The 25,124-nt window shown below is 59.6% G+C and carries 20 protein-coding genes; 5 read left to right on the top strand and 15 right to left on the bottom strand.

Annotated elements, in window-relative coordinates:
* Nucleotides 1-235 precede the first annotated feature (235 nt).
* From CKW25_RS10460 to nudC, 4 genes are all read left to right on the top strand, one after another.
* Nucleotides 236-1,723: an NCS1 family nucleobase:cation symporter-1 gene (locus CKW25_RS10460; protein WP_095079104.1), complete on the top strand. Its 1,488-nt coding sequence runs from the start codon at nt 236-238 to the stop codon at nt 1,721-1,723.
* 30 nt (nt 1,724-1,753) lie between these two features.
* The gene (locus CKW25_RS10455) at nt 1,754-3,037 is read left to right on the top strand and encodes a Zn-dependent hydrolase (RefSeq protein WP_095079103.1); all 1,284 of its coding nucleotides are present in this window, start codon (nt 1,754-1,756) and stop codon (nt 3,035-3,037) included.
* A 160-nt stretch (nt 3,038-3,197) separates the two neighbouring features.
* Nucleotides 3,198-4,055 (top strand): crotonase/enoyl-CoA hydratase family protein, encoded by an 858-nt coding sequence (locus CKW25_RS10450; RefSeq protein ID WP_095079102.1) that lies wholly within the window; start codon nt 3,198-3,200, stop codon nt 4,053-4,055.
* 6 nt (nt 4,056-4,061) lie between these two features.
* Nucleotides 4,062-4,892, top strand: a complete 831-nt coding sequence (gene nudC, locus CKW25_RS10445) for an NAD(+) diphosphatase (protein WP_095079101.1) — start codon at nt 4,062-4,064, stop codon at nt 4,890-4,892.
* Here nudC and CKW25_RS10440 read toward each other — a convergent pair.
* From CKW25_RS10440 to CKW25_RS10400, 9 genes are all read right to left on the bottom strand, one after another.
* Nucleotides 4,860-5,639, bottom strand: a complete 780-nt coding sequence (locus tag CKW25_RS10440) for a TSUP family transporter (protein ID WP_095079100.1) — start codon at nt 5,637-5,639, stop codon at nt 4,860-4,862. The genes nudC and CKW25_RS10440 overlap by 33 nt on opposite strands.
* Before the next feature lie 86 nt (nt 5,640-5,725).
* A complete protein-coding gene (locus tag CKW25_RS10435) occupies nt 5,726-6,685 on the bottom strand; it encodes a helix-turn-helix transcriptional regulator (protein ID WP_095079099.1) in 960 nt (319 codons plus the stop codon).
* 67 nt (nt 6,686-6,752) lie between these two features.
* Nucleotides 6,753-7,259 carry a porin family protein gene (locus tag CKW25_RS10430; protein WP_095079098.1) on the bottom strand — a complete coding sequence of 169 codons (507 nt, stop codon included), beginning with the start codon at nt 7,257-7,259 and terminating at the stop codon, nt 6,753-6,755.
* A gap of 132 nt (nt 7,260-7,391) precedes the next feature.
* Entirely contained in the window at nt 7,392-9,029 is a 1,638-nt protein-coding gene (locus CKW25_RS10425; RefSeq protein ID WP_256577953.1) for an EAL domain-containing protein, read from the bottom strand.
* A 261-nt stretch (nt 9,030-9,290) separates the two neighbouring features.
* The gene (locus CKW25_RS10420; RefSeq protein WP_095079096.1) at nt 9,291-9,773 is read right to left on the bottom strand and encodes a hypothetical protein; all 483 of its coding nucleotides are present in this window, start codon (nt 9,771-9,773) and stop codon (nt 9,291-9,293) included.
* On the bottom strand, nt 9,770-10,609 hold the full coding sequence (locus CKW25_RS10415) for a transcriptional regulator (RefSeq protein ID WP_095079095.1): 840 nt from the start codon (nt 10,607-10,609) through the stop codon (nt 9,770-9,772). The genes CKW25_RS10420 and CKW25_RS10415 overlap by 4 nt, the downstream gene beginning before the upstream one ends.
* Nucleotides 10,610-10,930: 321 nt before the next feature.
* Complete coding sequence (locus CKW25_RS10410) at nt 10,931-11,605, bottom strand: DUF3313 domain-containing protein (RefSeq protein ID WP_172736478.1); 675 nt, start codon at nt 11,603-11,605, stop codon at nt 10,931-10,933.
* A gap of 155 nt (nt 11,606-11,760) precedes the next feature.
* Entirely contained in the window at nt 11,761-12,240 is a 480-nt protein-coding gene (locus tag CKW25_RS10405; RefSeq protein ID WP_095079093.1) for a DUF1348 family protein, read from the bottom strand.
* Nucleotides 12,241-12,296: 56 nt separating this feature from the next.
* Entirely contained in the window at nt 12,297-12,860 is a 564-nt protein-coding gene (locus tag CKW25_RS10400; RefSeq protein ID WP_095079092.1) for a TetR/AcrR family transcriptional regulator, read from the bottom strand.
* A 238-nt stretch (nt 12,861-13,098) separates the two neighbouring features.
* On the opposite strand from CKW25_RS10400, the gene pssA reads away from it, so the two are divergent.
* On the top strand, nt 13,099-14,442 hold the full coding sequence (pssA, locus tag CKW25_RS10395) for a CDP-diacylglycerol--serine O-phosphatidyltransferase (RefSeq protein WP_095079091.1): 1,344 nt from the start codon (nt 13,099-13,101) through the stop codon (nt 14,440-14,442).
* 3 nt (nt 14,443-14,445) lie between these two features.
* On the opposite strand, the gene CKW25_RS10390 is transcribed toward pssA, so the two are convergent.
* From CKW25_RS10390 to CKW25_RS10365, 6 genes are all read right to left on the bottom strand, one after another.
* Complete coding sequence (locus CKW25_RS10390; RefSeq protein WP_095079090.1) at nt 14,446-15,648, bottom strand: MFS transporter; 1,203 nt, start codon at nt 15,646-15,648, stop codon at nt 14,446-14,448.
* Between the two features lie 170 nt (nt 15,649-15,818).
* A complete protein-coding gene (locus tag CKW25_RS10385; protein WP_095079089.1) occupies nt 15,819-17,408 on the bottom strand; it encodes an ABC-F family ATPase in 1,590 nt (529 codons plus the stop codon).
* Between the two features lie 621 nt (nt 17,409-18,029).
* Nucleotides 18,030-19,844 carry a DAHL domain-containing protein gene (locus tag CKW25_RS10380; RefSeq protein WP_095079088.1) on the bottom strand — a complete coding sequence of 605 codons (1,815 nt, stop codon included), beginning with the start codon at nt 19,842-19,844 and terminating at the stop codon, nt 18,030-18,032.
* Nucleotides 19,841-20,794, bottom strand: a complete 954-nt coding sequence (locus CKW25_RS10375; protein WP_095079087.1) for a cytochrome-c peroxidase — start codon at nt 20,792-20,794, stop codon at nt 19,841-19,843. Before CKW25_RS10375 ends, CKW25_RS10380 begins: the two co-directional genes overlap by 4 nt.
* Nucleotides 20,795-20,820: 26 nt before the next feature.
* A complete protein-coding gene (locus CKW25_RS10370; RefSeq protein WP_095079086.1) occupies nt 20,821-22,689 on the bottom strand; it encodes a bifunctional diguanylate cyclase/phosphodiesterase in 1,869 nt (622 codons plus the stop codon).
* Nucleotides 22,686-24,962, bottom strand: coding sequence for an EAL domain-containing protein (locus CKW25_RS10365; protein ID WP_095079085.1), 2,277 nt, complete (start codon nt 24,960-24,962; stop codon nt 22,686-22,688). The genes CKW25_RS10370 and CKW25_RS10365 overlap by 4 nt, the downstream gene beginning before the upstream one ends.
* Nucleotides 24,963-25,124: the final 162 nt, after the last annotated feature.

Here is a 25,124-nt window from a genome sequence, read left to right as displayed (position 1 = left end):
GCAAGTGTTTGTGAGTGGATCGGTTGTTGAACTAAAACTGATTAACTTCAGTGCTTTACATGGATCTTATTGACGCGCCCAGCGCATCGGCAACGTGTCCGGCATGGTTATTGATTGGCGCCGCTGACACTTTGGCCGGTCGATAGTAGTTGTCAGTTCTCCGGCCATCGTCCGGCCCGCGGTCCCGTAGCGGGTCACCGATGAGCACAATAATCAAAAGAACAGTGGAGCGGCCATGCAGCAGAACACATCGCAAGTCATCGAGCGCGACGGGTTGTACGAACTGGACGCCGCCAGCGACGTCCTTGACAGCCCCAGGTACAACCACGACATCGCGCCGACCAAGGTGCACGAACGCACCTGGAACAAATGGCACATCACTGCCCTGTGGGTCGGGATGGCGATCTGCGTGCCGACCTACACCTTGGGCGGGGTGCTCACCGCCTACTTTGGACTGAGCGTTGGCGAGGCGTTGCTGGCGATTCTGCTGGCCAACGTCATCGTCCTGATTCCGCTGACCCTCAATGCCTTCGCCGGCACCAAGTACGGCATCCCGTTTCCGGTGCTGCTGCGTTCGTCGTTCGGGGTGATCGGCTCCAACGTCCCCTGCCTGATTCGCGCCCTGGTGGCGTGCGGCTGGTTTGGCATCCAGACGATGTTCGGCGGGCTGGCCATTCACCTGTTCCTCGGTTCGATCTTCGAGGGCTGGAAGTCCCTGGGGGGCACCGGTGAAGTCATCGGCTTCATGCTGTTCTGGGCGCTGAACCTGTGGGTGGTGTTGCGCGGCGCCGAGTCGATCAAATGGCTGGAAACCCTCTCGGCGCCGCTGTTGGTGCTGGTGGGGCTGGGCCTGCTGGTCTGGGCCATGCCGAACGTGTCGCTCGGCGAGTTGCTGGCCCAGCCGCCGAAACGTCCGGAAGGCGCCAGCCTGTGGGGCTACTTTTTTGCCGGGCTGACCGCCATGGTCGGCTTCTGGGCCACCCTGTCGCTGAACATCCCGGACTTCAGTCGCTACGCCAGGAGCCAGAAGGACCAGATCGTCGGGCAGATCATCGGGTTGCCGTTGACCATGTTCCTGTTCGCCTCCCTGGGCGTGGTCATGACCGCCGCCTCGGAACAACTGGTGGGGGTCACGGTGTCCGACCCCGTGACCCTGATCGGGCATATCCAGAGCCCGGTCTGGGTTGCCTTGGCCATGGCCCTGATCATCATTGCCACCTTGTCCACCAACACCGCCGCCAACATTGTCTCGCCCACCAACGACTTCCAGAACCTGGCGCCCAAACTGATCAACCGCACCAGCGCCGTGATGCTCACCGGGTTTGTCGGACTGGCCTTGATGGGGCACGAACTGCTGAAGAAGCTCGGCTGGATCGTCTCCGACATCAGCCTGGAGTCGGTCTATTCCAACTGGCTGCTCGGCTACTCGAGCCTGCTTGGGCCCATCGCCGGGATCATGGTGGTGGACTACTTCCTGATCAAGAAACAGCAACTGGACCTGGCCGGCCTGTACCGCGATGACGTGTACCCGGCGTGGAACTGGTACGGCTTCATCGCCTTCGGCGTGCCGGTGGCGCTGACCGTGCTGTCGCTGGGCAGCGATGCCTTCAGCTGGTTCTACAGCTACGGCTGGTTTACCGGGTCGGCGTTGGGCGGCCTGATTTATTACGGGCTGTGTTCGATGGGCGGGGCGCAAGCCGTGACCGTGAAGACGCCTGTGTGAGCGAACAGAAGAACACCAGAGGAGATGATCATGAACGCTGCCGTTGAGGTTCTACAGTCCAGCCACCAGCACATCAATCGCGACCGCTTGTGGCAGTCGCTCATGGAACTGGCCCGGCTCGGTGCCACGGTCAAGGGCGGTGTCTGTCGCCTGGCACTGACCGACCTCGACCGCCAGGCCCGGGATCTGTTCGTCACCTGGTGCGAGGAGGCGGGCTGCACCGTCAGCATCGATGGGGTCGGCAACATCTTCGCCCGGCGGGCCGGGCGCAACCCGGCGTTGCCTCCGGTGATGACCGGCAGCCACATCGACACCCAGCCCACCGGCGGCAAGTTCGACGGCTGTTTCGGGGTGCTGGCCGGCGTTGAAGTGCTGCGTACGCTCAACGACCTGGGTGTGGAAACCGAGGCACCGCTGGAAGTGGTGGTCTGGACCAACGAAGAGGGGTCGCGTTTCGCCCCGTGCATGATGGGTTCGGGGGTGTTTGCCGAGAAGTTCACCCTGGAAGAGACCCTGGCCAAGACCGACGCCGACGGCGTCACCGTCGGCCAGGCATTGAATGCCATTGGCTATGCCGGCCCGCGCAAGGTCAGCGGCCACCCGGTGGGGGCCTACTTTGAGGCGCACATCGAACAAGGGCCGATCCTGGAGGATGAGCGCAAGACCATTGGCGTGGTGATGGGGGCGTTGGGGCAGAAGTGGTTCGACCTGAAACTGCGCGGAGTCGAGGCCCATGCCGGGCCGACCCCGATGCATTTGCGCAAGGACGCACTGGTAGGCGCAGCCGCGGTGGTGGCGGCGGTGAACCGCGCGGCCCTCGGCCATCAGCCCCATGCCTGTGGCACCGTGGGTTGCCTGCAGGCCTATCCGGGGTCGCGCAACGTGATCCCCGGCGAGGTGCGCATGACCCTGGACTTCCGGCATCTGGAGCCGGCACGGCTGGATTCGATGATTGCCGACGTTCGCCAGGTGATCGACAGCACCTGCGACGAGCACGGCCTGAGCTTCGAACTGACCCCGACCGCCGACTTCCCGCCGCTGTACTTCGACAAGGACTGCGTCGAGGCCGTGCGCAGCGCCGCGCAAGGGCTGGGGCTGTCGCACATGGACATCGTCAGCGGCGCGGGGCATGACGCGATCTTCCTCGCCGAACTGGGGCCGGCCGGGATGATCTTCGTACCGTGCGAAGGCGGCATCAGCCACAACGAAATCGAAAACGCCGCGCCGGATGACCTGGCTGCCGGCTGCGCCGTGTTGTTGCGGGCGATGCTGGCGGCCTCGAAGACGGTTGCCAGCGGCACACCGGCACCCTGAACCGTAGGCGTGATCGTTCCCGCGTGGGAGCGATCATCCAGGCGCGTTCCCCCGGGTTTTGTATGAGCGTCCTGCTTTTGGCCGATGCACTGCCTGGGGTGATGTGCGTGGGCTTGTTATAGTTCCGGTCTCATTTCCAGCGCCAGCAAGGACCACCACCATGTCCGAATTCCAGGACCTCAGCGTCGATCTGAAGGACAACATTCTCCCCGAGTACAAGGCCTTTCGTGTCGAACTGAACGACAACATCGCCCATGTGCAGATCAATCGTCCGGAGAAGATCAATGCGATGAACGCGGCGTTCTGGACCGAGATCATCGAGATCTTCCAGTGGATCGATGACACCGACGCCGTGCGGGCGGTGGTGATCAGCGGTGCCGGCAAGCACTTCTCTTCGGGTATCGACCTGATGATGCTGGCCTCGGTCGCCAACGAAATGGGCAAGGACGTGGGACGCAATGCGCGCCTGCTGCGGCGCAAGATTCTCGCGCTGCAAGCGTCGTTCAACGCCGTGGATAACTGCCGTAAACCGGTACTGGCCGCTATCCAGGGGTACTGCCTGGGCGGCGCCATCGACCTGATCTCTGCCTGCGACATGCGCTATGCCGCCGAGGACGCGCAATTCTCGATCAAGGAAATCGATATCGGCATGGCCGCCGACGTCGGGACCTTGCAACGCTTGCCGCGGATCATCGGTGACGGCATGCTGCGTGAACTGGCTTACACAGGTCGCACCTTTGGTGCCGACGAGGCCCGCGCGATCGGCCTGGTCAACCGTGTCTACCCGGACACCGCCAGCCTGCTGGACGGGGTCATGGGCATCGCCCGTGAAATCGCGGGCAAGTCGCCGATCGCCATCGCCGGCACCAAGGAGATGATCAGCTACATGCGCGATCACGGCATCGACGACGGCCTGGAATACATCGCCATCTGGAACGCCGCCATGCTGCAGTCCAATGATCTGCGCGTGGCCATGGCCGCCCACATGAGCAAACGGAAACCCGAATTCCTGGACTGAGCACACATGACTTTACGCTGGACCACCGCGGTACTCGACACTGACGTAGCAGGCGGCTGGGCCGTGGCCCGCAGCCCCGAAGGTTTTCTGTTCGATGACAATGGCGCGCTGTTCCCGCGTGAATGGCTCAAGCGCCAGGGCCTGTCGATTCTCGCCGAGCACGGCATCGGCTACCTGGACGGCGAGCCGGTGTACCTGCTGGAACTCAGGGCGTCGAGCGAGGTGTCGGGTTGCGACTGGAAGGGGCTGCGGGCCTTCATGCTCGACGGCGACCACACGCTGTACAAGGTGTTGGGGTACGCCGCGCAGATCGGCACCTGGGCCCGCGAGCACCGTTTCTGTGGCAACTGTGGCCAGCCTATGATCCAGGTGTCGCGCGAGCGGGCGATGTACTGCGAACCCTGTGACCTGCGCAGCTACCCGCGGATTTCACCGAGCATGATTGTGTTGATCACCCGTGGTGACGAAATCCTGCTGGCCCGTTCGCCACGCTTTGTCGCCGGGGTCTACAGCACCCTGGCGGGCTTCGCCGAGCCGGGGGAGTCCGCCGAGGATTGCCTGGTCCGGGAAGTGCGCGAAGAAGTGCAGGTCGAGGTGCGCAACATCCAGTACCTGGGCAGCCAGTGCTGGCCGTTCCCGCACTCGATGATGCTAGGGTTTCATGCCGAGTATGCCGGTGGCGAGATCGTCCCGCAGGCGGACGAAATCGAAGACGCCCAATGGTTCAACATTCATGCGCTGCCGCCGTTGCCGGCGTCGCGCTCGATTGCCCGGTACCTGATCGACGTCTATGTCGCGCGGCGCTTAGGCCACGCTGAACCAGTGCTGCCAGGCTAGGCGTACGGTCAACCCCAGCACCACCGCGATGAACACCGGGCGAATGAACTTCGCCCCTCCGCTGATGGCGGTGCGTGCGCCGAAGAACGCACCGACCATGACCGACAGGCCCATGCACAGGCCGATGATCCAGTCCACTTGCCCGGAAAAGATGAACACCGACAGCGCCGCGATGTTGCTGACGAAGTTCATGCTGCGCGCCACACCGCTGGCCTTGACCAGGTCGATCGGGTAGAGCAGCAGGCTGCTGACGGTCCAGAACGCGCCCGTACCGGGCCCGGCCACGCCATCATAGAAACCCAGGCTGAAGCCCTGGCTCGACTGCCATTTCTTTTTGATCGGTGCGTCACTGTCCAGGGGCGCTTTCGGCGTGCCGCCGAACAACAGGTACAGGCCGCAGGCAAACACAATCACCGGCAGCATCTTGTTCAGCCACTCCGCCGGCAGGTAGTGCGCGACGACCGCGCCGGTCAACGCACCCACCAGGGTGCCGACAATCGCGTGGGTCCATTGCCGTGGGTGGAACAGCTTGCGTCGGTAGAAGGTGAAACTGGCGGTGGCCGAGCCGAAGGTGGAACTCAGTTTGTTGGTGCCCAGCACCAAGTGCGGCGGCAGGCCAGCGGTGAGCAGTGCCGGAGTGGTCAGCAGGCCGCCGCCACCGGCAATGGCATCAATGAAACCGGCAATGAACGCGACGATGGCCAGTATGGCCAGAGTGGTGAGGTCTACGCTGAGTTCGAAAGGCATGGGGTCGACTTATTCGGTGGGGCAGAGGGGTAACGGCAGGGCGCCATCTTACCCATAACCGCCGCCTCCGGCGACCGCACTAACGTCTAGGGCGTGAGGGGGTGACGCCGGTAGGTGTGCGAAGGCGCCTCACCGTATGCGTGCTGGTAGTCCTTGGAAAAACGCCCCAGATGGAAAAAATTCCATTGCATCGCCGTCTCGGTCACCGACGGCCAGGTGTGCCTGATCAGGTCCTGTCGAGCGTTTGAGAGCCGAATGTTGCGCAGGTAGGCCATGGGGGTGGTGCCGAAGGACTCGATAAAGCCCTGGTGCAAGCTGCGACCCGTGGTGTTGAGCCGTTCGGCCAGGTCAAGCAGGGTGATCGGCTTATGCGCATGCTCATGAATGTACTCAATGGCACGTGCCGCCACTTTCCGGCGTGTGGGGACGTCCCGAACCCTGGGGTGATCAGGTGTCAGCGCTTGCAGGAGCGCACCGAGCACGGTCGATTCCCATTGGCTGTTCCAGCCTGGGTGGCGGGAGGCGAGGGTGGTGGGCGATAGCGCTGCCAGCGAGTCGCCGATCAGTTTGAATGCTGACCGTATGGGCTGATGGCTTTCAGCTTGATAACGGTGTTCCTTGCGAGCCTTGAGCAGATCAATGGCGCCATGGCGTTCCCGACACGCCTCATAGTGTTCGAGCGTCGTGGTCACGGTAAACAGGGCTTCATTCGGTTCGCAGCGGTAGTGCACCGACTCGCCGCCGTGCAGTACGACAATCTCGTTGGGTTGCAGTCGCTGGTTGTTCCAGGTCGGCCGGCCAGCGGTCAGACTGGAAATGGCGAAGGTGACGAATCCGTCGGGAATGGCGCCGACGGCGGTGACGCAGGCATTGAAATCGAAACGACTGTGCCGCAGTTGCGGGCCACGTATGTGCCTGAAATGCTGGATGAGGGCTGCCTGCTCGACAGAAGACAAGTCGATGTCCCAATGATCCTTGCGTCCGCTCAACTCGTCCAGGGGGGCGGACTCCAGCTCAAGAAACCGGGGAGGCGCAAAGCTGTTCATGGGGTTCGGGGCTCATCGGGTCATTCGATGCAAGGAGCGGCCGGGCTGGCCGCTCGATACAGGTGCCTTAGAACAGCACGTAGGCGGAAGCGGTGGTCTGGTTCAAGTCCAGGTCGCCCACTTCCAGCACTTCGTACTCGGCGCGGATGCCGATGTTACGAAACACGTCCATCTCGACGCCGGCACCGTAGGTCAGGTCAACACCGGTGTCATCGTCTTCGACGTTGCCGTCGGAATCCCATGCGTGAGCACCGACACTGCCGAACAGGCGGATGCGGTCGCCGATCGGAAAGCCGAGATGGGCGGCCGCTTGCATCGATTTACCCTCGAACTTGCGGTCGTTATCCTCGAGTTCACCCAGGTCGACGTAGGCCCCTTCGATCGCTAGGTTGCCGTTGAAACGATAACCGGCGAACACCTTGTAGCTGTTGTCATCACCATCCAGATCGCTCTCGTCGGTTTCAATGCTGGTAACACCAGCGCCTAGGTACAGTCCTTTGTCATCGCCAGCGGCCATTGCCTGAAAGGACAGCAGGGAAAGCAGCGAGGCGATTGCTAGGTTTCTGAATTGCATGTGCGGTGGATTCCTTGTGCGGGGATTTCCGGTTAGTCAAAAAGTTGTGCCGTGGCACGTCGTTTCGGTGCCTGATCATTGGCAGGGGCTGCAATTGATCAAAGTCATTAATCTGTATTTCCAGCGCAAGGCTCACCCGCACAGGGTTTGTTCTTCGCTTGAAATCGAAAAATACAGTTTGGCCAGCGCTTCAGGTGTTACGTCCCTGGAGTACAGCCAGCCTTGGGCAAACCGGACGCCGCCGGATGTCAGGTGCTGCACTTGCTCCGGGGTTTCCACACCTTCGGCGACGACCTGGAAATTCAGGTCCCGGGCGATGTTGACGATGTGTTGCCAGAGTGCATCCACCGCTGCGACTTTCTCGCCTTCAATGAATGAGCGATCGATCTTCAGGATGTCGATGGGCAGTGAATGGATCAGGGAGAGGTTGGAGTAGCCGGTACCGAAGTCATCGATGGCAATCCGATGCCCACACGCTCGCAGGCGCTGCAGTTGTGCGGCGGCTATGGTCTGCTCGAACAGGGTGCTTTCGGTGACTTCGAAGGCAATGTTGGATGCCGGGATATCGTGCAGGGCCAGAACCTCGGCGACAAAGTCCGGAAAGGTTTCGTCGAGGATGTCGCGGGCGGAAACATTGATGGTGATGTAGAAATTCTTGCAGGCCCAAAGGTAGGTGCTGTAATCCTCGGCAATGCGCTGAATGACGTAGCGTGTGAGTTCGCAAATCAGATCGGACTTCTCGGCGGCGCCAATGAACACTTCCGGCGAAATACTGACATCGTCGAGTTTCCAGCGTGACAGCGCTTCTGCGCCGACCAGGCAACCGGTTCGCATATCAACGATAGGCTGGTAGTTGACCTGCAGTTCACCGTCTCGCAAGGCCCGCCGCAGTTTTACCGCGGTAGAGCTGTAGTGCTGATGCGTGCGTCGGGCGATATACAGCGCGGCACCGAGCAGTGCGGCGCCGACGAGGATCAGCGCGATAAATACATTCATCTTCAAGCTACTCAAGTGGCTGGCGGGGAGTGAGATGACCGGTACCAGTGCATTGCGGCTGTTGGCATATGCCATAAAGACCCGGTCGGCCGAGACCGTGAGTTGTCCAATGCCCGGCGGTTGCTCAAGGGTCAGGGACCGCCGATGGGAGGAAACAACGGATTCCTTGTCGTTTGCGTCTATCAGGTCCAACTGGACGCCTGGCGGGATGCCCAGGCTTTTCAGGAGAATCGCTTTGTTGAGCCAGACGTAAATCGATGAATCCGAGACGATAATAAAGTCAGTGTCCGCGGACTTGTTGAAATCAGGGTGGAACCAATTGGTGTGGCCATCGGCGGCTGGATAGCCGCGCTCATCACCTTGCAAGGGGGAGAGCAGTTTTCGACCGTAAGATGAGCAGACTTTCCGGTTCTGAAGTTTGACGGCGGCCTGATAGATATATCGGTTCTCTTCGACCTTCTCGGCAAGCATTGAATACAGTTCGCTGGAGCAATCCGGGATTGAACGCTCGAAAGACTCAAGGCTGGCGAATACATCGTCGAGTTGCCTGCGTGGTTCAATGAGCGCAGTGCTCACCTTTTCATGCACGTTATTAAACTGTTGCGCGATACGCCGCTCCGCAATCGTTCCGGCAGCAAGCCAGGCGAGCCATCCCATTGCAATCGATCCGGATAACACCAGCGTTGATCTTCGAAGTGAGCTTTTCAAGCGACCCTCGGCAAATGGTTTCTTGTGCAGGAAGTGGGCGGCGGTGCACGGCGCATCAGGGATCAATCACAAATCCCAGCGCGATGCCGCTGATATAGGCGAGGGCACACAGCAGTATCTTTTGCTTGAGCGGCAGAGTGTTTAACTGAAGAAGGAGGCGCATGCTTATTCACCTGCTGACAGAGATAAGTCAGGGTGATGCGGGGGTGGGGCGAAGGGAAATTATTAATCGTTATTTTGCGGGAGATGGCGTGACGATGACGCGCCTGGCAAGGCCATTTTTCGGCGACGTGTCACCTTGGAAATGGCGGTGCCAGGCGTTGGCGGTCAGTTATTCATGCAGCGCAGGCGACCGAATTCGTGGATATAGAAGCAGACGGTGTTTGCGTCGGCGGTCGGCAGAAAGCTGTAGTTCAGGGTAGAGCCTTCCTGGCCAATGTACTGGCGCCTGAAAAACAGGTCGGGCATTTTGTCGATGGCAAAGAGTTCGCTGTCCTGGCTCAGTTTAGTGCTGGCTATTTTAATTTCTATGTTGCTCTGGTTCGAACGGATGATGTCGGCGGACACCGTTGCATTACGCAGTTTTCCATTCAGGCTTTCGATGGCGGACAGGGTGAGCCGATCCTCGCCTATGGTGAGATACTCTTCAGTGTTCAGTTGGTTCTGGTCTTCAAGCCATTGATGGCTGTTGGTGTGGTAGCCAACGTTTTTCTTGAAAGCGATGGGCGGAGAGACTAACGCGAAAATACAGGCGGCATTGATCAGCCCTAACACTACCCATTGAGTGGCCGGTTTTTTCAGCAGGCTCATAGCGCTGTCTCCAGGCACTGTTGGATCATGGCGGGAAGTTCTTTTTGTTGGCTGTTGAATTGATAGTTGTGGGTGCTTTGATCCGCACGGATGCAAGCCAGTGTGTAATTTGACTTGGACTGGCTGAGCCAGATCTGTCCCTTCAAGCTGGCCGGTGACTTCTCGAGTTGTTTGGCCACGGCGTCACCGAGTGCCCGGGCTTCGTCGAGGCTGTTGCCGACAGTGTTCAAAGTGATGTTGTGGAGTTGCGTATTGACGACTTTGATTTCGGGCCGGTTGAATGGAAAGCCCAGGTGCATCAGGGTGGCCACGCACAGGGCAACGGTCGCGGCATAACCGATAAAGAGTTTATTGATAATAAACCCGGGTCTTGGTTGCTCAGGTGCTGCCGGGGTAGCGGGGGTGTCATCGATTGAAGGCGCTACGGTCGAGTCCGCTTCGATTTCATCCGCAGGGACAAGTTGTTCGCTCTCAGGTGGCGTCGCCAGCTCGGCCTGTGGGTCGATGACATGATTTTGATTGAAGCGATAACCACGCCGGGGGATGGTCATCACAATCTCGTGATCGCGACTGTCGTTAAGGCTGTTTCTCAGGGAAAAGATGGCCTGGTTCAAACTGCCGGACGCGACGACCCGATCATTCCAGGTGTATTCGACAATTTCATCGCGGGTCTTGGTAACGCCGGGTTCTGCCAATAGCAACGCTAAAAGACGTGATTCTGCTCTGCCCAGTGTGGTGTCTTGAACCTCTCCGAGCGGCGTCGTGATGGATAGCAGTGAGTTCTCTGGGTCGAAAATGGCGATCGAGCCATTTTTCAACTTAAAAGAGTAGCTCATGGTTAATTCTCCATTCGGATATGTTCAGTCTTTGTGCCAGGATCGTTTTGCTCAGGCGGGGGGCGCAGCATGCAGACGTGGGAAGGTAACTCCTAATTTTATCAGGCAAGCGGCGCTGACGATAGCGCCAAATCCTTGTCGGGGCTGACGGGCGGGATCATCCGGGACGTTTCCAGGTGTCGCCAGGTCGATGCAGCTCGATGGCCGATCTACCTGGGCGTCAGATTGGCGGGTGTCTTGAGCACCAGGGGCGAGGGTGTGGGTGGTGCTGTTTTCCAGGTGGCGAAGCGGGCCTGGTGCCCGCTGTCGCACCTGTGTCGCTCACGGCTGGGCGAAGGCCTTGTCGGCCCGTTCGCGCAACTGTCTGGCCCAGGCATCAAGGGCCGGGTAGCTGTCTTCTACCTTGGCCGTGGCAGACGGGGAGAGTTCGTTGCCCGTGGTGGCGCTGACGGATTGCGCCAGCAGTTCGCCCGATGTTGCGTCGCGCATTTCACTTTCAAAGTAGATGCGCAGGCTTTCGTCTCGAGTGCCGGTCAGTTGCATCACACCACCCACCACCATGCCAATAGGGAGGTACTCGGGAGTGGACGGGTCGCGCGGCGTCCGTTCGCTGCCGGTGATGGCTGTGCGCAGCAGGAGCGTATCGGGCTCGGGCCGGGTGGTGACTTCATAGCCCGAGGTCAGGAACTGGTAGAGAATCGCCTGCTTCAGGTAGTTGAGCATCGCAGCCGTGTCGGCTGGACTTTTCATGGTCTGGTCAAGGTCTTTGCCGGTGACGTAAAGGCGCGGCGACTCCAGGTAAATCCGTTTCTGGTAGGACTGCTTGATCTCAAGCGACGGCTTGACCCAGTACTCGCTCTGGGGCCATTGCGGATCCTTGGTCAGGCGGCTGTAGTCATTCAGAAAACCGGAATGCCGTGTTTCAGGGGCCGGCATGGTGGTGCAACCGGCCATGCCGACAAGAAGTACCGCTGCAAACAGGCGGGAGAAGCGCATCACTGAATGACCCATGGATTTTGACTGAAGGGGCAATAGGGTGCGCGGCCCTGGCGGGCCGCGCTATCCGAAAACTGCGAGCCCAGGGGCGTAACCCAATCCCGCGCCGGGCGGACCGGTACAGGTATCGGGCGCGGGCCTGCACCCCGGGGGGCCTAGAGGCCCAGTTCGGTCAATCCAGGATGGTCATCCGGGCGCCGGCCCAGGGGCCAGTGGAACTTGCGCTCGCATTCCTGGATGGGCAGATCGTTGATGCAGGCGTGACGGTTGGACATCAGTCCATGTTCGTCGAACTCCCAGTTTTCATTGCCGTATGAGCGATACCAGTTGCCGGAGTCGTCGTGCCATTCATAGGCGTAACGCACTGCGATGCGGTTGCCGGTGAAGGCCCAGAGTTCCTTGATCAATCGGTATTCCAGTTCCCTCGCCCATTTGCGGGTGAGGAAGCCCTTGGCCTCTTCGCGGTTGTTGGCGAACTCGGCGCGGTTACGCCACTTTGTGTCCAGGGTATAGGCCAGTGAAACCCGCTGTGGGTCCCGAGAGTTCCAGCCGTCTTCGGCCAGGCGGATCTTTTCAATGGCCGATTGGCGAGTGAATGGCGGCAAGGGAGGGCGAACTTGGGCATCAGATGACATTTAAAGTCTCCGGGGGAGGTGGATGTTCAAACGGCAAGTTGCTCTTGTTTGAAGTGTCACAGGTCCAATAACTTTCGCGCCATGCATTGCGCATTATCGGCAGCACTGTGATCCCCCATGACAAGCGCAACGGTAATGGCACCATCGATCAGAATCAGCAGCTGCGGGGCCATGGCCTGCGGATCCTGTACGCCATGTTCGGTGCACAGCTCGCCCAGGTAGGCGAGCAGTTTCTGTTTGTGTGCCTTCGCCACGAGACGTACCGGATCCTGCGGGTCGCCAGTTTCACCGCTGGTATTGATGAAGGCGCAGCCACGAAAACCGTCACTGGCAAACCAGTCCTTCAGCACGCTGAACAGGTTGAGCAAGCGCAGTCCCGGGGTTGGGGCCCGGTTCACTTGCCGGATGAACCCGTGCATCCAGCGCTCATCACGGCGTAGCAGGGCGGCGACGACCAGCTCGTCCTTGTTGGCGAAGTAGCGGTAGATACTTTTTCTGGAAACACCGGCGGTTTTCACCAGAAGATCCATGCCCGTGGCGGCGATGCCACTTTTGTAGATCAACTTTTCGGTGACGTCCAGAATGATGTCGCGTGTGTCGTGGCTAGTTATCTCGTTCATGTTGCGAAAGTAGAATGATCGTTCTCCTTGGTCAAGATAAATTCTAAAAGTGTCGATGGTGGCGCGGGATGGAGGCCTCCGCGAGTCTGCAAGACGGGGCTTGAGAGCGGGCGGTGCTGTGAATCGAATATCACATTTTGCGTAATTTCGGCGTCTATCCGGGCCACGGGAGCAAGCCCGTTCGTCGCACATGGTGTAAGCTCACGGGTTCTTCGGATTAGACCCATTTGCGAGCCCTATGCCGTCGCTTTTCAAACGCTCCCTGTTGCCCAGACTGCGCAGTTTTCCGCTGGCCGCCGATGCCGTCTCCATTCTCAACGGCGCGGCCGAGTTCCGTCGGTGCCTGCTGGAGCAGATCGCCCAGGCGACCCATCGTATCTACATCGTTGCGCTTTACCTGCAACACGATGAAGCCGGCCAGGAAATCCTTGATGCCTTGCACGCGGCCAAAGCTGCCCGCCCGGAATTGGACGTGGTGGTGGTGGTCGACTGGTTGCGGGCACAACGGGGTTTGATCGGTGCCGGCAAGCAGCCGGGGAACTCGGCCTGGTACCAGCAGCAAACCCGCGAGCACAGCAGTGAAGTGCCGGTGTATGGCGTACCGGTGCAGACCCGCGAGCTGTTCGGTGTGTTGCACCTCAAGGGCTTTGTGATCGACGACTGCGTGATCTACAGCGGCGCCAGCCTGAATAACGTCTACCTGCACAAGTTCGACAAGTACCGTTTCGACCGTTATCACCTGCTGCGCAACCAGGCGCTGGCCGACTCCATGCAGCACCTGGTGCAACATGGCCTGATCGCCTCCAGGGCCGTGCATCGGTTGGACGTGCCCGACCTGCCGACCACGCGCAGCCTGCGCAACGATATCGGCGACTTGCGCAGTCGCCTCAAGCACGCGACCTACGACACTGCCCAGGGTGTATTGAACAAGGACGAACTGTCCGTCAGCCCGTTGCTCGGGGTCGGCAAGAACAACCCATTGAGCCGGGTGATCTGCGAGTTGATCGCCAGTGCCCGGTATCAACTGACGATCTGCACGCCGTATTTCAACCTGCCCTTGCCGGTGACCCGGGAAATCAACCGGGCGCTGGCGCGTGGGGTGAAGGTCGACATCATCGTTGGCGACAAGACTGCCAACGACTTCTACATCCCGCCGAGCGAACCATTCAAGGTGATCGCGGCATTGCCGTATCTCTACGAGATCAGCCTGCGGCGTTTCGCCAAACGTCATCAGCGCGAAATCGACAGCGGTGCGCTCAACTTGCATCTGTGGCGCGACGGTGAAAACACCTACCACCTCAAGGGCATGTGGGTCGACGAGCGCTACACCCTGTTGACGGGTAACAACCTGAATCCGCGCGCGTTCCGCCTGGACCTGGAAAACGCGTTGCTGATCGACGATCCCAAGGGTGAGTTGAGCGAGCCCCGGCGCGGCGAGCTGGCAGAGATTTTCCGCCACACCCGCCGTATCGAAAACTATCAGCACCTGGAGACGCTGCCGGAGTATCCCCCGGCGGTGAGCAAGTTTCTGCGGCGAGTCAGCCGGGTACGCATCGAGCGCCTGCTTTACCGTATCCTTTAAGGATCAGCGGGGTTTGCTGGCGGGCCACACGGCGACCAGCAGCAACAACCCCGCGGCCACCAGATAGGGCAGGCGTGGCTCCAGGGCATAGATCAAGGTGCCCGCCAGGGGACCGATCACCACGCCAAACCCTTGGGCGGCACCGATGCTGCCGGCCGTGGCGCCTTGTTCCGAGGCGTCCACCGCATTGGCGGCCAGGGCGGCGAAGGACGGAAATATCCAGCCCATGCCGCCGGCCGAAACGAAGAAGCACAGCCATAATCCCCAGGCTGTGTCGGCGAACATGCTGCCGGCAAATCCAGTGCCGGCAATCACCGACCCCACGCGGATCAAGCGCAGGGGCGACCAGTCCAGCCGGCGCACGATCAACTGCGAGCAAATCAACGCCAGGCCGACCATGGTCAGGGCGATGCCGGCGGTTTGTGCGGCATCGGCCGGCCCCATGCCCAGCTTGTCGATGGCGTAGAAGCCCACGGTGATCTGGGCGATCGACACGCAGAGCATCGCGACAAACGCCACCGCCATGGGCCGGCGCAGGCGTGGATCATTCAGGCGAACGGTGCGGGACGCGTGCTTGAGATGCAGTTCCTGGCCCTTGAGCTTGTAGCGCAGGACCAGAAAGGCCAGCAGTGGCAGCAGCGCCATGGCGTAGAACGGCAAGCTCAGGCTGTAGCGTGACAGCAGCGCGGCAATGGCCGGTCCCATCACCAGCCCGCAGGCGTTGGCCGCCCCCAGCGCGGCCATGGAGCGACCTCGGTGCTGAGGTTCGACGTTGTCGGCGATCAGTGCATTGCCACCCACCGGAATCGCCGCGTAGAACACCCCGATGATGCCGCGCCCCAGCATCAAGCCGATGAACCCCAGCAGCGCCGAGGGCAGCAGGCGCAGCGAAACATCGATGAACAGGCACAGCGCCCAGTAGGCGAGGGTGAACCCGGCGGTGCCGAGCAACAGGATATGGCGACGGCCCAGGCGATCGCTGAGCTGGCCCCACGGCCGGGCCAGGACCATCCACAGCACCCCGGACACGGTCACCGCCGCGCCGGCTTGCCAGGTGGCCAGCCCGAGTATCCGCGAGATGGGGCCGATCAGCGAAACGAACGCCATCATCGCCATGGTGCAGGCCATGTTGGCGAACATCAGCGGGCGCAGGTCGAAGGCTGAGTCGGTTAGCGGCGCATCGGAGGTGGCCGATGGGGTAGGCATGTGAAATCTTCCATGAAAGGTGTGCGATCTGAAACGTTATAGGCATAACGGTCCGAGACAAAGTTTTATTCGTGTGACTGATAATATATCCCGGCTCCAGAAGCGCAAAAGCCCCGTCACGAAGACAGGGCTTTTATTTGGAGCTTGCAGCTTGAGGCGTGTGGCTGTTCTTAGAACGCCACGCCCTGGCTGCGCAGGTAGTCGTCGTAGGTGCCGCTGAAGTCGGTTACGCCGCTTGGGCTCAACTCGATGATTCGAGTGGCCAGGGACGATACGAACTCACGGTCGTGGCTGACGAAGATCAGCGTGCCCGGGTAGTTCTCCAGCGCCAGGTTCAACGCTTCGATGGATTCCATGTCCAGGTGGTTGGTCGGTTCGTCCATGATCAGCACGTTTGGCTTTTGCAGGATCAGCTTGCCGAACAGCATGCGGCCTTGCTCACCACCGGAGATGACCTTGACCGACTTGAGGATTTCGTCGTTTGAGAACAGCATGCGGCCCAGGGTACCGCGAACCACTTGTTCGCCTTCCTTGGTCCAGCGGCCCATCCAGTCAAACAGATTGGACTCGTCTTCGAAGTCGGATGCGTGATCCTGGGCGTAATAGCCCAGCTCCGCGGCTTCGGTCCATTTCACTGTGCCGGCATCCGGGCTCAGTTCGTTGACCAGGGTGCGCAGCAGGGTGGTTTTACCGATACCGTTCGGGCCGATGATCGCCACGCGCTCGCCGGCTTCAACGGTGAAGCTGAAGTCCTTGAACAGGGTCTTGCCATCAAAGCCTTTGGCCATGCGCTCGACGATGACTGCCTGACGGTGCAGCTTTTTGGTCTGATCGAAACGGATGAACGGGCTGACGCGACTGGAAGGCTTGACCTCGGCCAGCTGGATCTTGTCGATCTGCTTGGCACGGGAAGTAGCCTGCTTGGCTTTCGAGGCGTTGGCCGAGAAGCGGCTGACGAACGATTGCAACTCGCTGATCTGTGCTTTCTTCTTGGCGTTGTCCGACAGCAGTTGCTCGCGGGACTGGGTCGCCACGGTCATGTACTCGTCATAGTTGCCCGGGAACAGGCGCAACTCGCCGTAGTCCAGGTCAGCCATGTGGGTGCAGACGCTGTTCAGGAAGTGTCTATCGTGGGAGATGATGATCATCAGGCTGTTGCGCTGGGTCAGAATGTTTTCCAGCCAGCGGATAGTATTGATGTCCAGGTGGTTGGTCGGTTCGTCGAGCAACAGCACTTCCGGATCGGAGAACAGGGCCTGGGCCAGCAGCACGCGCAGTTTCCAGCCTGGCGAAACTTCGCTCATCGGGCCGTTGTGCTGCTCGATACCGATACCCAGGCCCAGCAGCAGTTCGCCGGCGCGGGATTCGGCGGTGTAGCCGTCCATCTCGGCGAACTCGGTTTCCAGCTCGGCGACGGCCATGCCGTCTGCTTCGGTCATTTCCGGCAGCGAGTAGATGCGGTCGCGCTCGGCCTTGACCTTCCACAGCTCCTCGTGACCCATGATCACGGTGTCGATCACGGTGAATTCTTCGTAGGCGAACTGGTCCTGGCGCAATTTACCCAGACGCACGTTCGGCTCGAGCATCACCTGGCCGCCGGACGGGTCGAGGTCGTCGCCGAGGATTTTCATAAAGGTCGACTTGCCGCAACCGTTGGCGCCGATCAGGCCGTAGCGGTTACCTGCGCCAAATTTGACCGAAACGTTCTCGAACAACGGCTTGGCGCCGAACTGCATCGTGATGTTAGCTGTGGAGATCAATTACTTTACCTATCAATGGGTTGCGGGCTGCACGTGTTTGCCTGATACCGACTCGATACCACTCTGGAGCCTTTCCGGTTTCAGCCAACGCGCATACGTCGACAGCAACATCTGGACGCTGTGGCCAAGTTGCTGAGCGATGAAGGCGAGGTTCATGTTGGACATTGAGCATATTGTCGCATAAGTACGACCGCAGTTGTACGGCGACCGACAAGGGATACCGGGCGCCTGGAGGGCCGGTCGTCACTGCTTGTGCAGATCTGACGTCTGCATGATGGACTCGCTGTTCCTGGATGGCGGAAAGATAAAAGGGGGGGGCAAGGACCTTCCTGTCCCTTTTTCCGACGTTCTACGTACTGATTGGTGACCTTCAGGACGTTGTTCTGCTCGTTCGTTGAGCAGAACAAAACGATCGTCGCCAGTGTTTGCACACTGCACCATTCCCCCCCAGGCTATCCCGCGGCAGACGTGGGCAGTCCTTTTTTCCAGGCTCACTGCAACCCGCCACGTGCACAAGATGGAGCGAGCCCGGATCGGTGCTGTCGCCGATCGTGGGCGTCGGGATCTTACGAAAGTCGTCGTGGATCGTGAAGGTACCGTCGATCAGCAGTATGCGCCGTTTCATGGAGTTTCACCTTCGGCGGCTATCAGGGGAACTTGCAGGACGAACAGCGCGCCTTTCCCCGGCCCGTCGCTGTAGGCGTTCAGGTGGCCGTTCATCTCGATGGTCGCCAGCGCACAGCTGTGCAGGCCAAACCCATGGCCTTCCTTGCGGGTGGTGAAACCGTGGGCAAAGATGCGGGTCATATCCTTCGGGGCGATGCCTTCGCCTTTGTCGCGTACGCTAATCTGCAAGGTCTCGCCGTCGATGATGGTCGCACCCAAGGTCATGATCCGCTCGTGATTGGACACATTGGACATGGCGTACTTGGCGTTGCTGATCAGATTGATGAGGATCAGCAGCAGACGGTGCTTGTCGCCCATGATCCGTGGGATATCGGCGTACTCCTTGAGCACCGTCACATTATGGCGGGTGAGGGCGCCGAAATTCATGCGCAACGCGTCTTCGAGCAACTCGCTGATCGACAGGGACTCCAAGAAATTGCTGGCGCCTGCGTAGGATTGTTGGGTGGCGACAATGTCCTTGATGTGATCGACGCTTTTGCTCAGTTGCGTCAGCTCCTCTGCCATGCCTTGCTGTTCATGATTGATAGCCTCGACCAGTTGGTTCAGGTAACCGGGCAGCAATTTCCCCTTTTCATCCTCGGTGAGAAAACTACCCAAGTCCTGCTGGCGTTCGTTGATCAGATGCATCGCCTTACCCAGTCCCTGGGCTTTGCTGTTTCGCAACTTGCGGCTGACCAGCTCGGCGGAGATGTTCACGCTGTTGAGGACGTTCCCGACGTTGTGCAAGACGTTGGTAGCAATTTCCGCCATGCCGGCCCGGCGAGCGGTGTCGAGCAGTTCGCCCTGGGTGTCTTTGAGTTGGCGAGTACGTTCTTCGACTCGTTGTTCGAGTTCGTCGTTGACGGCCACCAGGGCTCGGTTCATCCGATTAATTTCGGTAAAGCTGCGGATCAGGTGAATGGCCAGCCAGATGAGCAGTAGCACCAGCAGCGCTGAAAACAGCAGCAGAGAAAGATGGTATTTCTGGTCGCTGGCTTCGGCTTCCTGCTGGTCGCGGTTGAGCATGTTGGTGATGTCATCCAAGCGCTCGGCGACCGGTATCACGTCTATCTCGTCAAGCAAGCTGTTGACTTTGGGTTGTTCGCGCAGGATCAGCGAAATGTGGTTGCCGAGAATGTCGATAGGCTCGCGAAGTTCCGGCGGCAGTCGTTCCTTGTCCACTTGAAGTGTGTTTAGACCCACCAGGATGTCTGCGGCCCGGTCTGCGGAGGTGACCTGGGCGAATTCCATGCTGCTGAGCAACAGGTGGTAAATGTCGGTGGCGGTATTCTGTATTTGCAGTTTGTCAGCGTCGGTCATCCGGGCCAGTTGCGCCTGGATGTCGTCTTCAGCGGCTGGCAGGAAGGCCAAGGAGTTGCGTAGCACGGCATTGTGGGATTTGAACTGTTCCACAACCCGGGTCTTTTCCTTCATGGCGTTCAGGTAGGCGTCCAGCGTGGAACGCCACATCGGCGATTGGTTGAGCCTGTTTTGCGACACCAGCGAGTCGAAGGTTCGCCACAGTTGCGTTATTTCGACCAGGGGGGATACCAGCGGGTCGTAGTTGTGGCTGATAGCGACTCGCGCCTTGAGGATTTCGCTCTCCCACTGCGCGTTCTGTTGCATGATCTGGCGGATCAGGTCCCGGGACTTTGTGTAGGTGACGGTCTGTCCCGATCTCGAACTGAGGTACAGAAATAGTAGAGTCGACACCAACACGAGAGCGACGCCTGCCAGCATTACCAGGCTAGTGCGACGGGATACGTTCATAGCGGCTTGCCTTCCCATTCGCCGGTCAGAGTCTTGAGGAATTTGACGAGTAGATCCTTGTCTTTCTCGGATGGAGTGCGCCCCAACTGGTACTTGAACATTACCGCCACGGCCCCCTCAAGGGTCTGTTCCGAGCCATCGTGGAAGTACGGTGCAGTGACGGCGACGTTACGCAGGCTCGGCACCTTGAACACATTGCGGTCCTCTTCCTCTCCCGTGACGTTGAACCGACCCTGGTCGGCCTCGGTAGGGTTGCCCCGGGTCTTGAAGTAATCACCAAACACACCGAACTTCTGGAACATGTTGCCGCCGATGTTCACCCCCTGGTGGCAAGCGATGCAGCCGTAGTCCTGGAAGCGCTGATAACCGTACTTTTCCTCTATGGTCAGGACCTCGGTGTTTCCCGCCAGGTACTGGTCGAAGCGTGAGTTGGCGCTGAGCAGGGTGCGTTCGTAATCGGCCAGGGCGTTCTTGATGTTGGCCTTGGTCACGGCGTCGGGGTAGGCATCAGCGAACGCCGTGCGATAGGTCGGATCGCTAGCGATGCTCTGCACCACAGCGCTCCAGTCGCTGCCCATTTCAGTGGGGCTCTGCACTACGATATGTACCTGTTCTTCCAGGGTCTCGACCCGGCCGTCCCAGAACTGACGGAAGTTCAAGCTGGCATTGAATACGCTCGGCGTATTGACCTCCAGGGGATTGCCGTCAAAGCCGAGCGACAGTGGTTTGTCGTCGCTACCACCAAGGTTCAGGTTATGGCAGCTGGAACAGGACAGACTGTTGTTAACCGACAAGCGAGGGTCGTTGAACAGCTGGCGTCCCAGTTCGACCCGTTTACTGTTTAGCGTCGGCACCGCGGGTAGAGGTTTCAGCGGCCCTTCCAGTGGTGCAGCTTCGGCACCCGCAGCGAGCAGCAGGCCGGCTGAAAGGAGCAATGCGAGTGAAAACATGGCCGGTATCCTTACCAAGGACAACTTCATGAGCGGGGCGGATCATGTTGTAGAGATCCAACTAGGAAGCGGGCGAATGCCTCGGGTTCCACGGCTTTGCTGAAGTAGAAGCCTTGACCTTCCTCGCAGTGATGGCGCTTGAGAAAGTCGAGTTGTTCGGCAGTCTCCACACCTTCGGCGATGATGCTCAGGTTCAGGCTCTTTCCGAGGTCGATGATGCTGCTGACCAGTTTAGCGTCGTTGCTGTCGGTGCTCAGGTCGCGCACAAACGACTGATCGATCTTCAGCACATCGACCGGAAACTTCTGTAGATAGCTCAAGCTCGAGTAGCCGGTACCAAAGTCGTCGATGGCCAGCCGTATCCCCAACTGCTTGATCGCCTGGAGCGTGGAGATGGTGGCGTCAACGTTCTGCATCAGTACACTTTCGGTAATTTCCAGTTCGAGTAGCGTTGGGTCGAGTCCGGTCTCGGTCAAAGTGCGGGTGACGCGCTCGACGAAGTCGCGTTGACGAAAGTCGATGGCCGACACGTTCACCGACATGCAGATGGGGGGCAGGCCCTGTTTCTGCCAGGTCTGCGATTGCAGGCAGGCACTTCTTAACACCCATTGGCTCAACGCGACGATCAGTCCGCAGTCTTCGGCCATCGTGATGAAGTCCGAGGGGTACACCCTGCCATGGCCGGGCCGGTTCCAGCGTACCAGCGCTTCGGCACCGACCACGGTGCCCCGGGCCAGATCCAGTTTGGGTTGGTAGTGCAGGACGAACTCTTCACGTTGCAATGCCAGGCGCAGGGCGGTTTCCAGGGTCTGCTGCTGCCGGGCACGCAGGTTCATGTCTTCGATGAAAAAACTGAAGTCGTTGGAGCCGCAATCCTTGACACTGCGCATGGCGGTCTCGGCGTTTTTGATCAGCGTTACCGCATCGAAGCCGTCGTCGGGGTAGACGCTGATGCCCAGGCTGGCGGTAACCGTCAGGTCGTGACCCGCCACGGAATGAGGCGTGCTGATGGCCGCCAGCAGTTTTTCGGCAACAACCCTGGTTTGCTGTGGATGAAGGATGTCGCCCAGAATCACCACGAACTCATCCGAACCGTAGCGAAACACCGAGTCGGACTCGCGCACGGCGCTCGCCAGACTGTGCGCTACGTGCTTGAGCATTGTGTCTCCCGCCGGGTGCCCGAGTGCATTGTTGATGCGTTTGAAACGGTCCAGGCCAATGAAAATCACCGCTACCTTTCGGTCGTGGCGACGGGACTGGGACAGGCTTTGGGTCAAGCGATCGCCCAGCAACGTACTGTTGGGTAGTTCAGTGAGCACATCGTAATGCAGTAGTCGTGACACGCTCAGCAGCTCCCGAACCCGTTCTTCGATGGTTTGCTCCAGGTAGCGCATCTTGCTGGCTGCGTCCTGCGCCAACTGCCATTTGCAGGTCAGGGCGCTGGCCATCTGGCGGATCTCCAGACTGTCGAATGGCTTTTTCAGGATTAACAACTGATCACCGAATGTGATGCGTTCGGTCATGGCTTCCCAGGAGTAATCGGAGAATGCCGTGCATAAGGCGATCTGCAGTTGAGGGTCGGCTTTCCAGAGATGCTCGATAGTCTGCAGGCCGTCCCAGCCCGGTGGCATGCGCATGTCGATAAACGCTAATGCATACGGCCTGCTTTCCGCCTGGGCCCGTCTGACCAGTTCCACGGCTTCTTCACCCTGATAGGCGGAGTCAAGCTGAAAGTTCAGATGGGGTATACGGGTAGCCTCGAACAGCAGGGCTTCTGTGCTGCTCAGGAGTCCATCATCTTCGGGGCTGAGAATCTTTCGAAAGTCCTGATGGATCGCCGGCGTATCGTCGATGATCAGGATACGTCGATTGGTTGCTACGCAAAGGGGGTTCACCTGAGATTCTCCGACGTTGAATCCGCCGACCAGGTGCTGTCGTCCACAGCAGCAGACTTGACCTTGAGTAGTTCGCCAGCCTGGTCGCTGTCGACTGCCATACCGACGGAATGCCCCAGCTGTGTGCCGCTGGACATCAGGGTGCCGCGCTGCTCTTGGGTTTCCACTCCTTCTGCAGTGACCCCGATGCCTGCCTCGCTGGCGAAATTGAGAATGGCCCGCAGCGTCATGGCGTTGTCCGAGTTGCTGCTGGCGCTGTCGAGAAAGCGTTGGGTTAGCTTCAGATGGTTGACCCTGTAGGTCTTGAGGTAATCGAACGATGAATACTCGGTGCCGAAATCATCGATGGCGATCTTCACGCCCAGCTCGCAAAGCCGGGGCAGGATATCGTTGTGGGTCCACTTGGTCTGGGCTAGCGTGCCCTCGGTCACATCGAATCTCAGGTCCCACGGGCACAGGTTCCAGCGCGCGGTGGTGCGCAAAACGTCGTAAATGAGTTCCGGGCCGGTCTTGAGCTGGACCAGGGACAAGTGGATCGCAATCAGCGGAGGCGCCATGTTCTGGTCGCGCCAGGCGCGCATCTGCTGGCAGGCTTGGTCCAGCTGCCAGTGACCGAGGGCAACGACGATTCCGGTCTTCTCGGCAGCGGGCACAAAGTCTTTGGCCTCGAGCCAGCCGCGCTGGGGATGGAGCCAACGCACCTGGGTGGCCATGCCGAGGATCTTGCCGGTGCCGAGGTCGACCTCGGGGAGGTAATGCAGGTGCAGTTCATTACGTTCCAAGGCCAGTTTCAGGTCATTGGTCAGGGCCACTCGCTCCGTCACTTCCTGGTTAATCTCCTCGCTGTGGAAGTGGAACTGATTACGTCCTTTGTCTTTGGAGCGATACAGCGCCATGTCCGACTGCGCTAGCAGGCTGTCGGCGCTCAGAGTCTGTGGGTTGTAGAGGCTGATGCCGATGCTCACTGAGATCCGCATCTCGTTGCCTTCTAGTGAGAAGGGGAGCATCAGGGTGTCGAGGATTTTCACCGCCAGCGCAGCGCAGTTCGTGGCCTCACCGACCTCCAGTTGCAGGATCGCGAATTCATCGCCGCCCAGGCGCGCTACCACGTCGTTTTCCCGGGTGCAGGAACTGATACGTCGGGCCACCCCCTGCAACAGTAAGTCGCCGACAGGATGACCGAGGGTGTCGTTGACGCGTTTGAAGTGGTCCAGGTCCAGGTAAAACATCGCAAAGGGCGCAGCACCTCTTCGGGCCGCGGCGAAGGCCTGGTGCAGGCGTTCGATCAGGGTCGCTCGGTTGGCCAGTCCGGTCAGTGCGTCCGTGCGTGCCAGCAGGGCGATTTTTTCTTCGGCCAGCCTTCGCTCGGTGATATCGAGGATGATCCCTTCCACTTCGACCAGTTGGCCCTGGTCGTTGCGTACGGGGACATAGCGGTTTTCCACCCAGCGAAAGGTGCCATCACCGATGCGCATGCGGAATTCGATCGACGCTCCTGCGACATCACGATCCAGGGCGCGGAGCATGGCATTCTCGACTTTGGCCTGGTCGTCCGGGTGTATCAGTGCCTGAGCCCAGTCGGTCGAGGCCACCAACTGCGCCGCCATATGGCCGAACTTGGTGATGTTGTGGGAAATGTACATCAGCGCGAACGAAGGCTCGCCCCGCAAGCGATAGAGGATGGTGGGGCTGTTCTGGACGATGATGTTGGCGTCGGCCAACTCTCGGGTACGCTCCTCGACCGCCTTTTCCAGTTGGTCCCGCTTTAGCGCTGCGTCTTCGGTCATTTGCCATTTGACGGTCAGTGCGCTGGCCATCTGCCGAATTTCGATGGCATCGAAGGGTTTTTTCAAGATCAGCAAGCTGTCGCTCAGCTCCAGGCGCTCAGCGATATCTTCCCAGGAATAGTCGGAATGGGCTGTGCACAGCGCGATTTGCAGTTTGGGGTCGACCTGCCACAGCCGTTCTATGGTTTCCAGACCGTCCCAGCCGGGAGGCATACGCATGTCGATGAAGGCCATGGCATAGGGCTGCTCGCAATCCAGCGCGGCTTGCACCTTGGCTAGCGCTTCCTGGCCTTGGAATGCCGAGTCCAGGACAAAATGCTCCAGCGCGGAACTCACAGGGGCGCCGAAGAGGGTGGCTTCGGCACTGCTGAGGGTATCTTCGGTTTTCTCACCGGGCGCAAGAATCTTGCGGAAGTCTTCGTGGATCGCCGCAGTGTCGTCAACAATCAGGATTCGCCGGTTGGTGCGGTGCGTCGACGGCATCATCGCCGTACTCCAGCCAAACGCGGGGATTCAAGGTATAGGCTCATCTGGTTTCCCTTCCTGCCTATCGGGTACGCAATCCATTCAGGGCTTGAGCATAGTCAGGCTCTGCTATAAGCGCTAATCGATGGGTGTCGAACTCATGCCGAAGTACTGCAAGTCATC

It is taken from the genome of Pseudomonas sp. Irchel s3h17, assembly GCF_900187505.1.
In the GTDB taxonomy this organism is placed as follows: domain Bacteria; phylum Pseudomonadota; class Gammaproteobacteria; order Pseudomonadales; family Pseudomonadaceae; genus Aquipseudomonas.
Note: the sequence above shows the minus strand (reverse complement) of the source record. Positions and strands in the feature narration are given on the sequence as shown.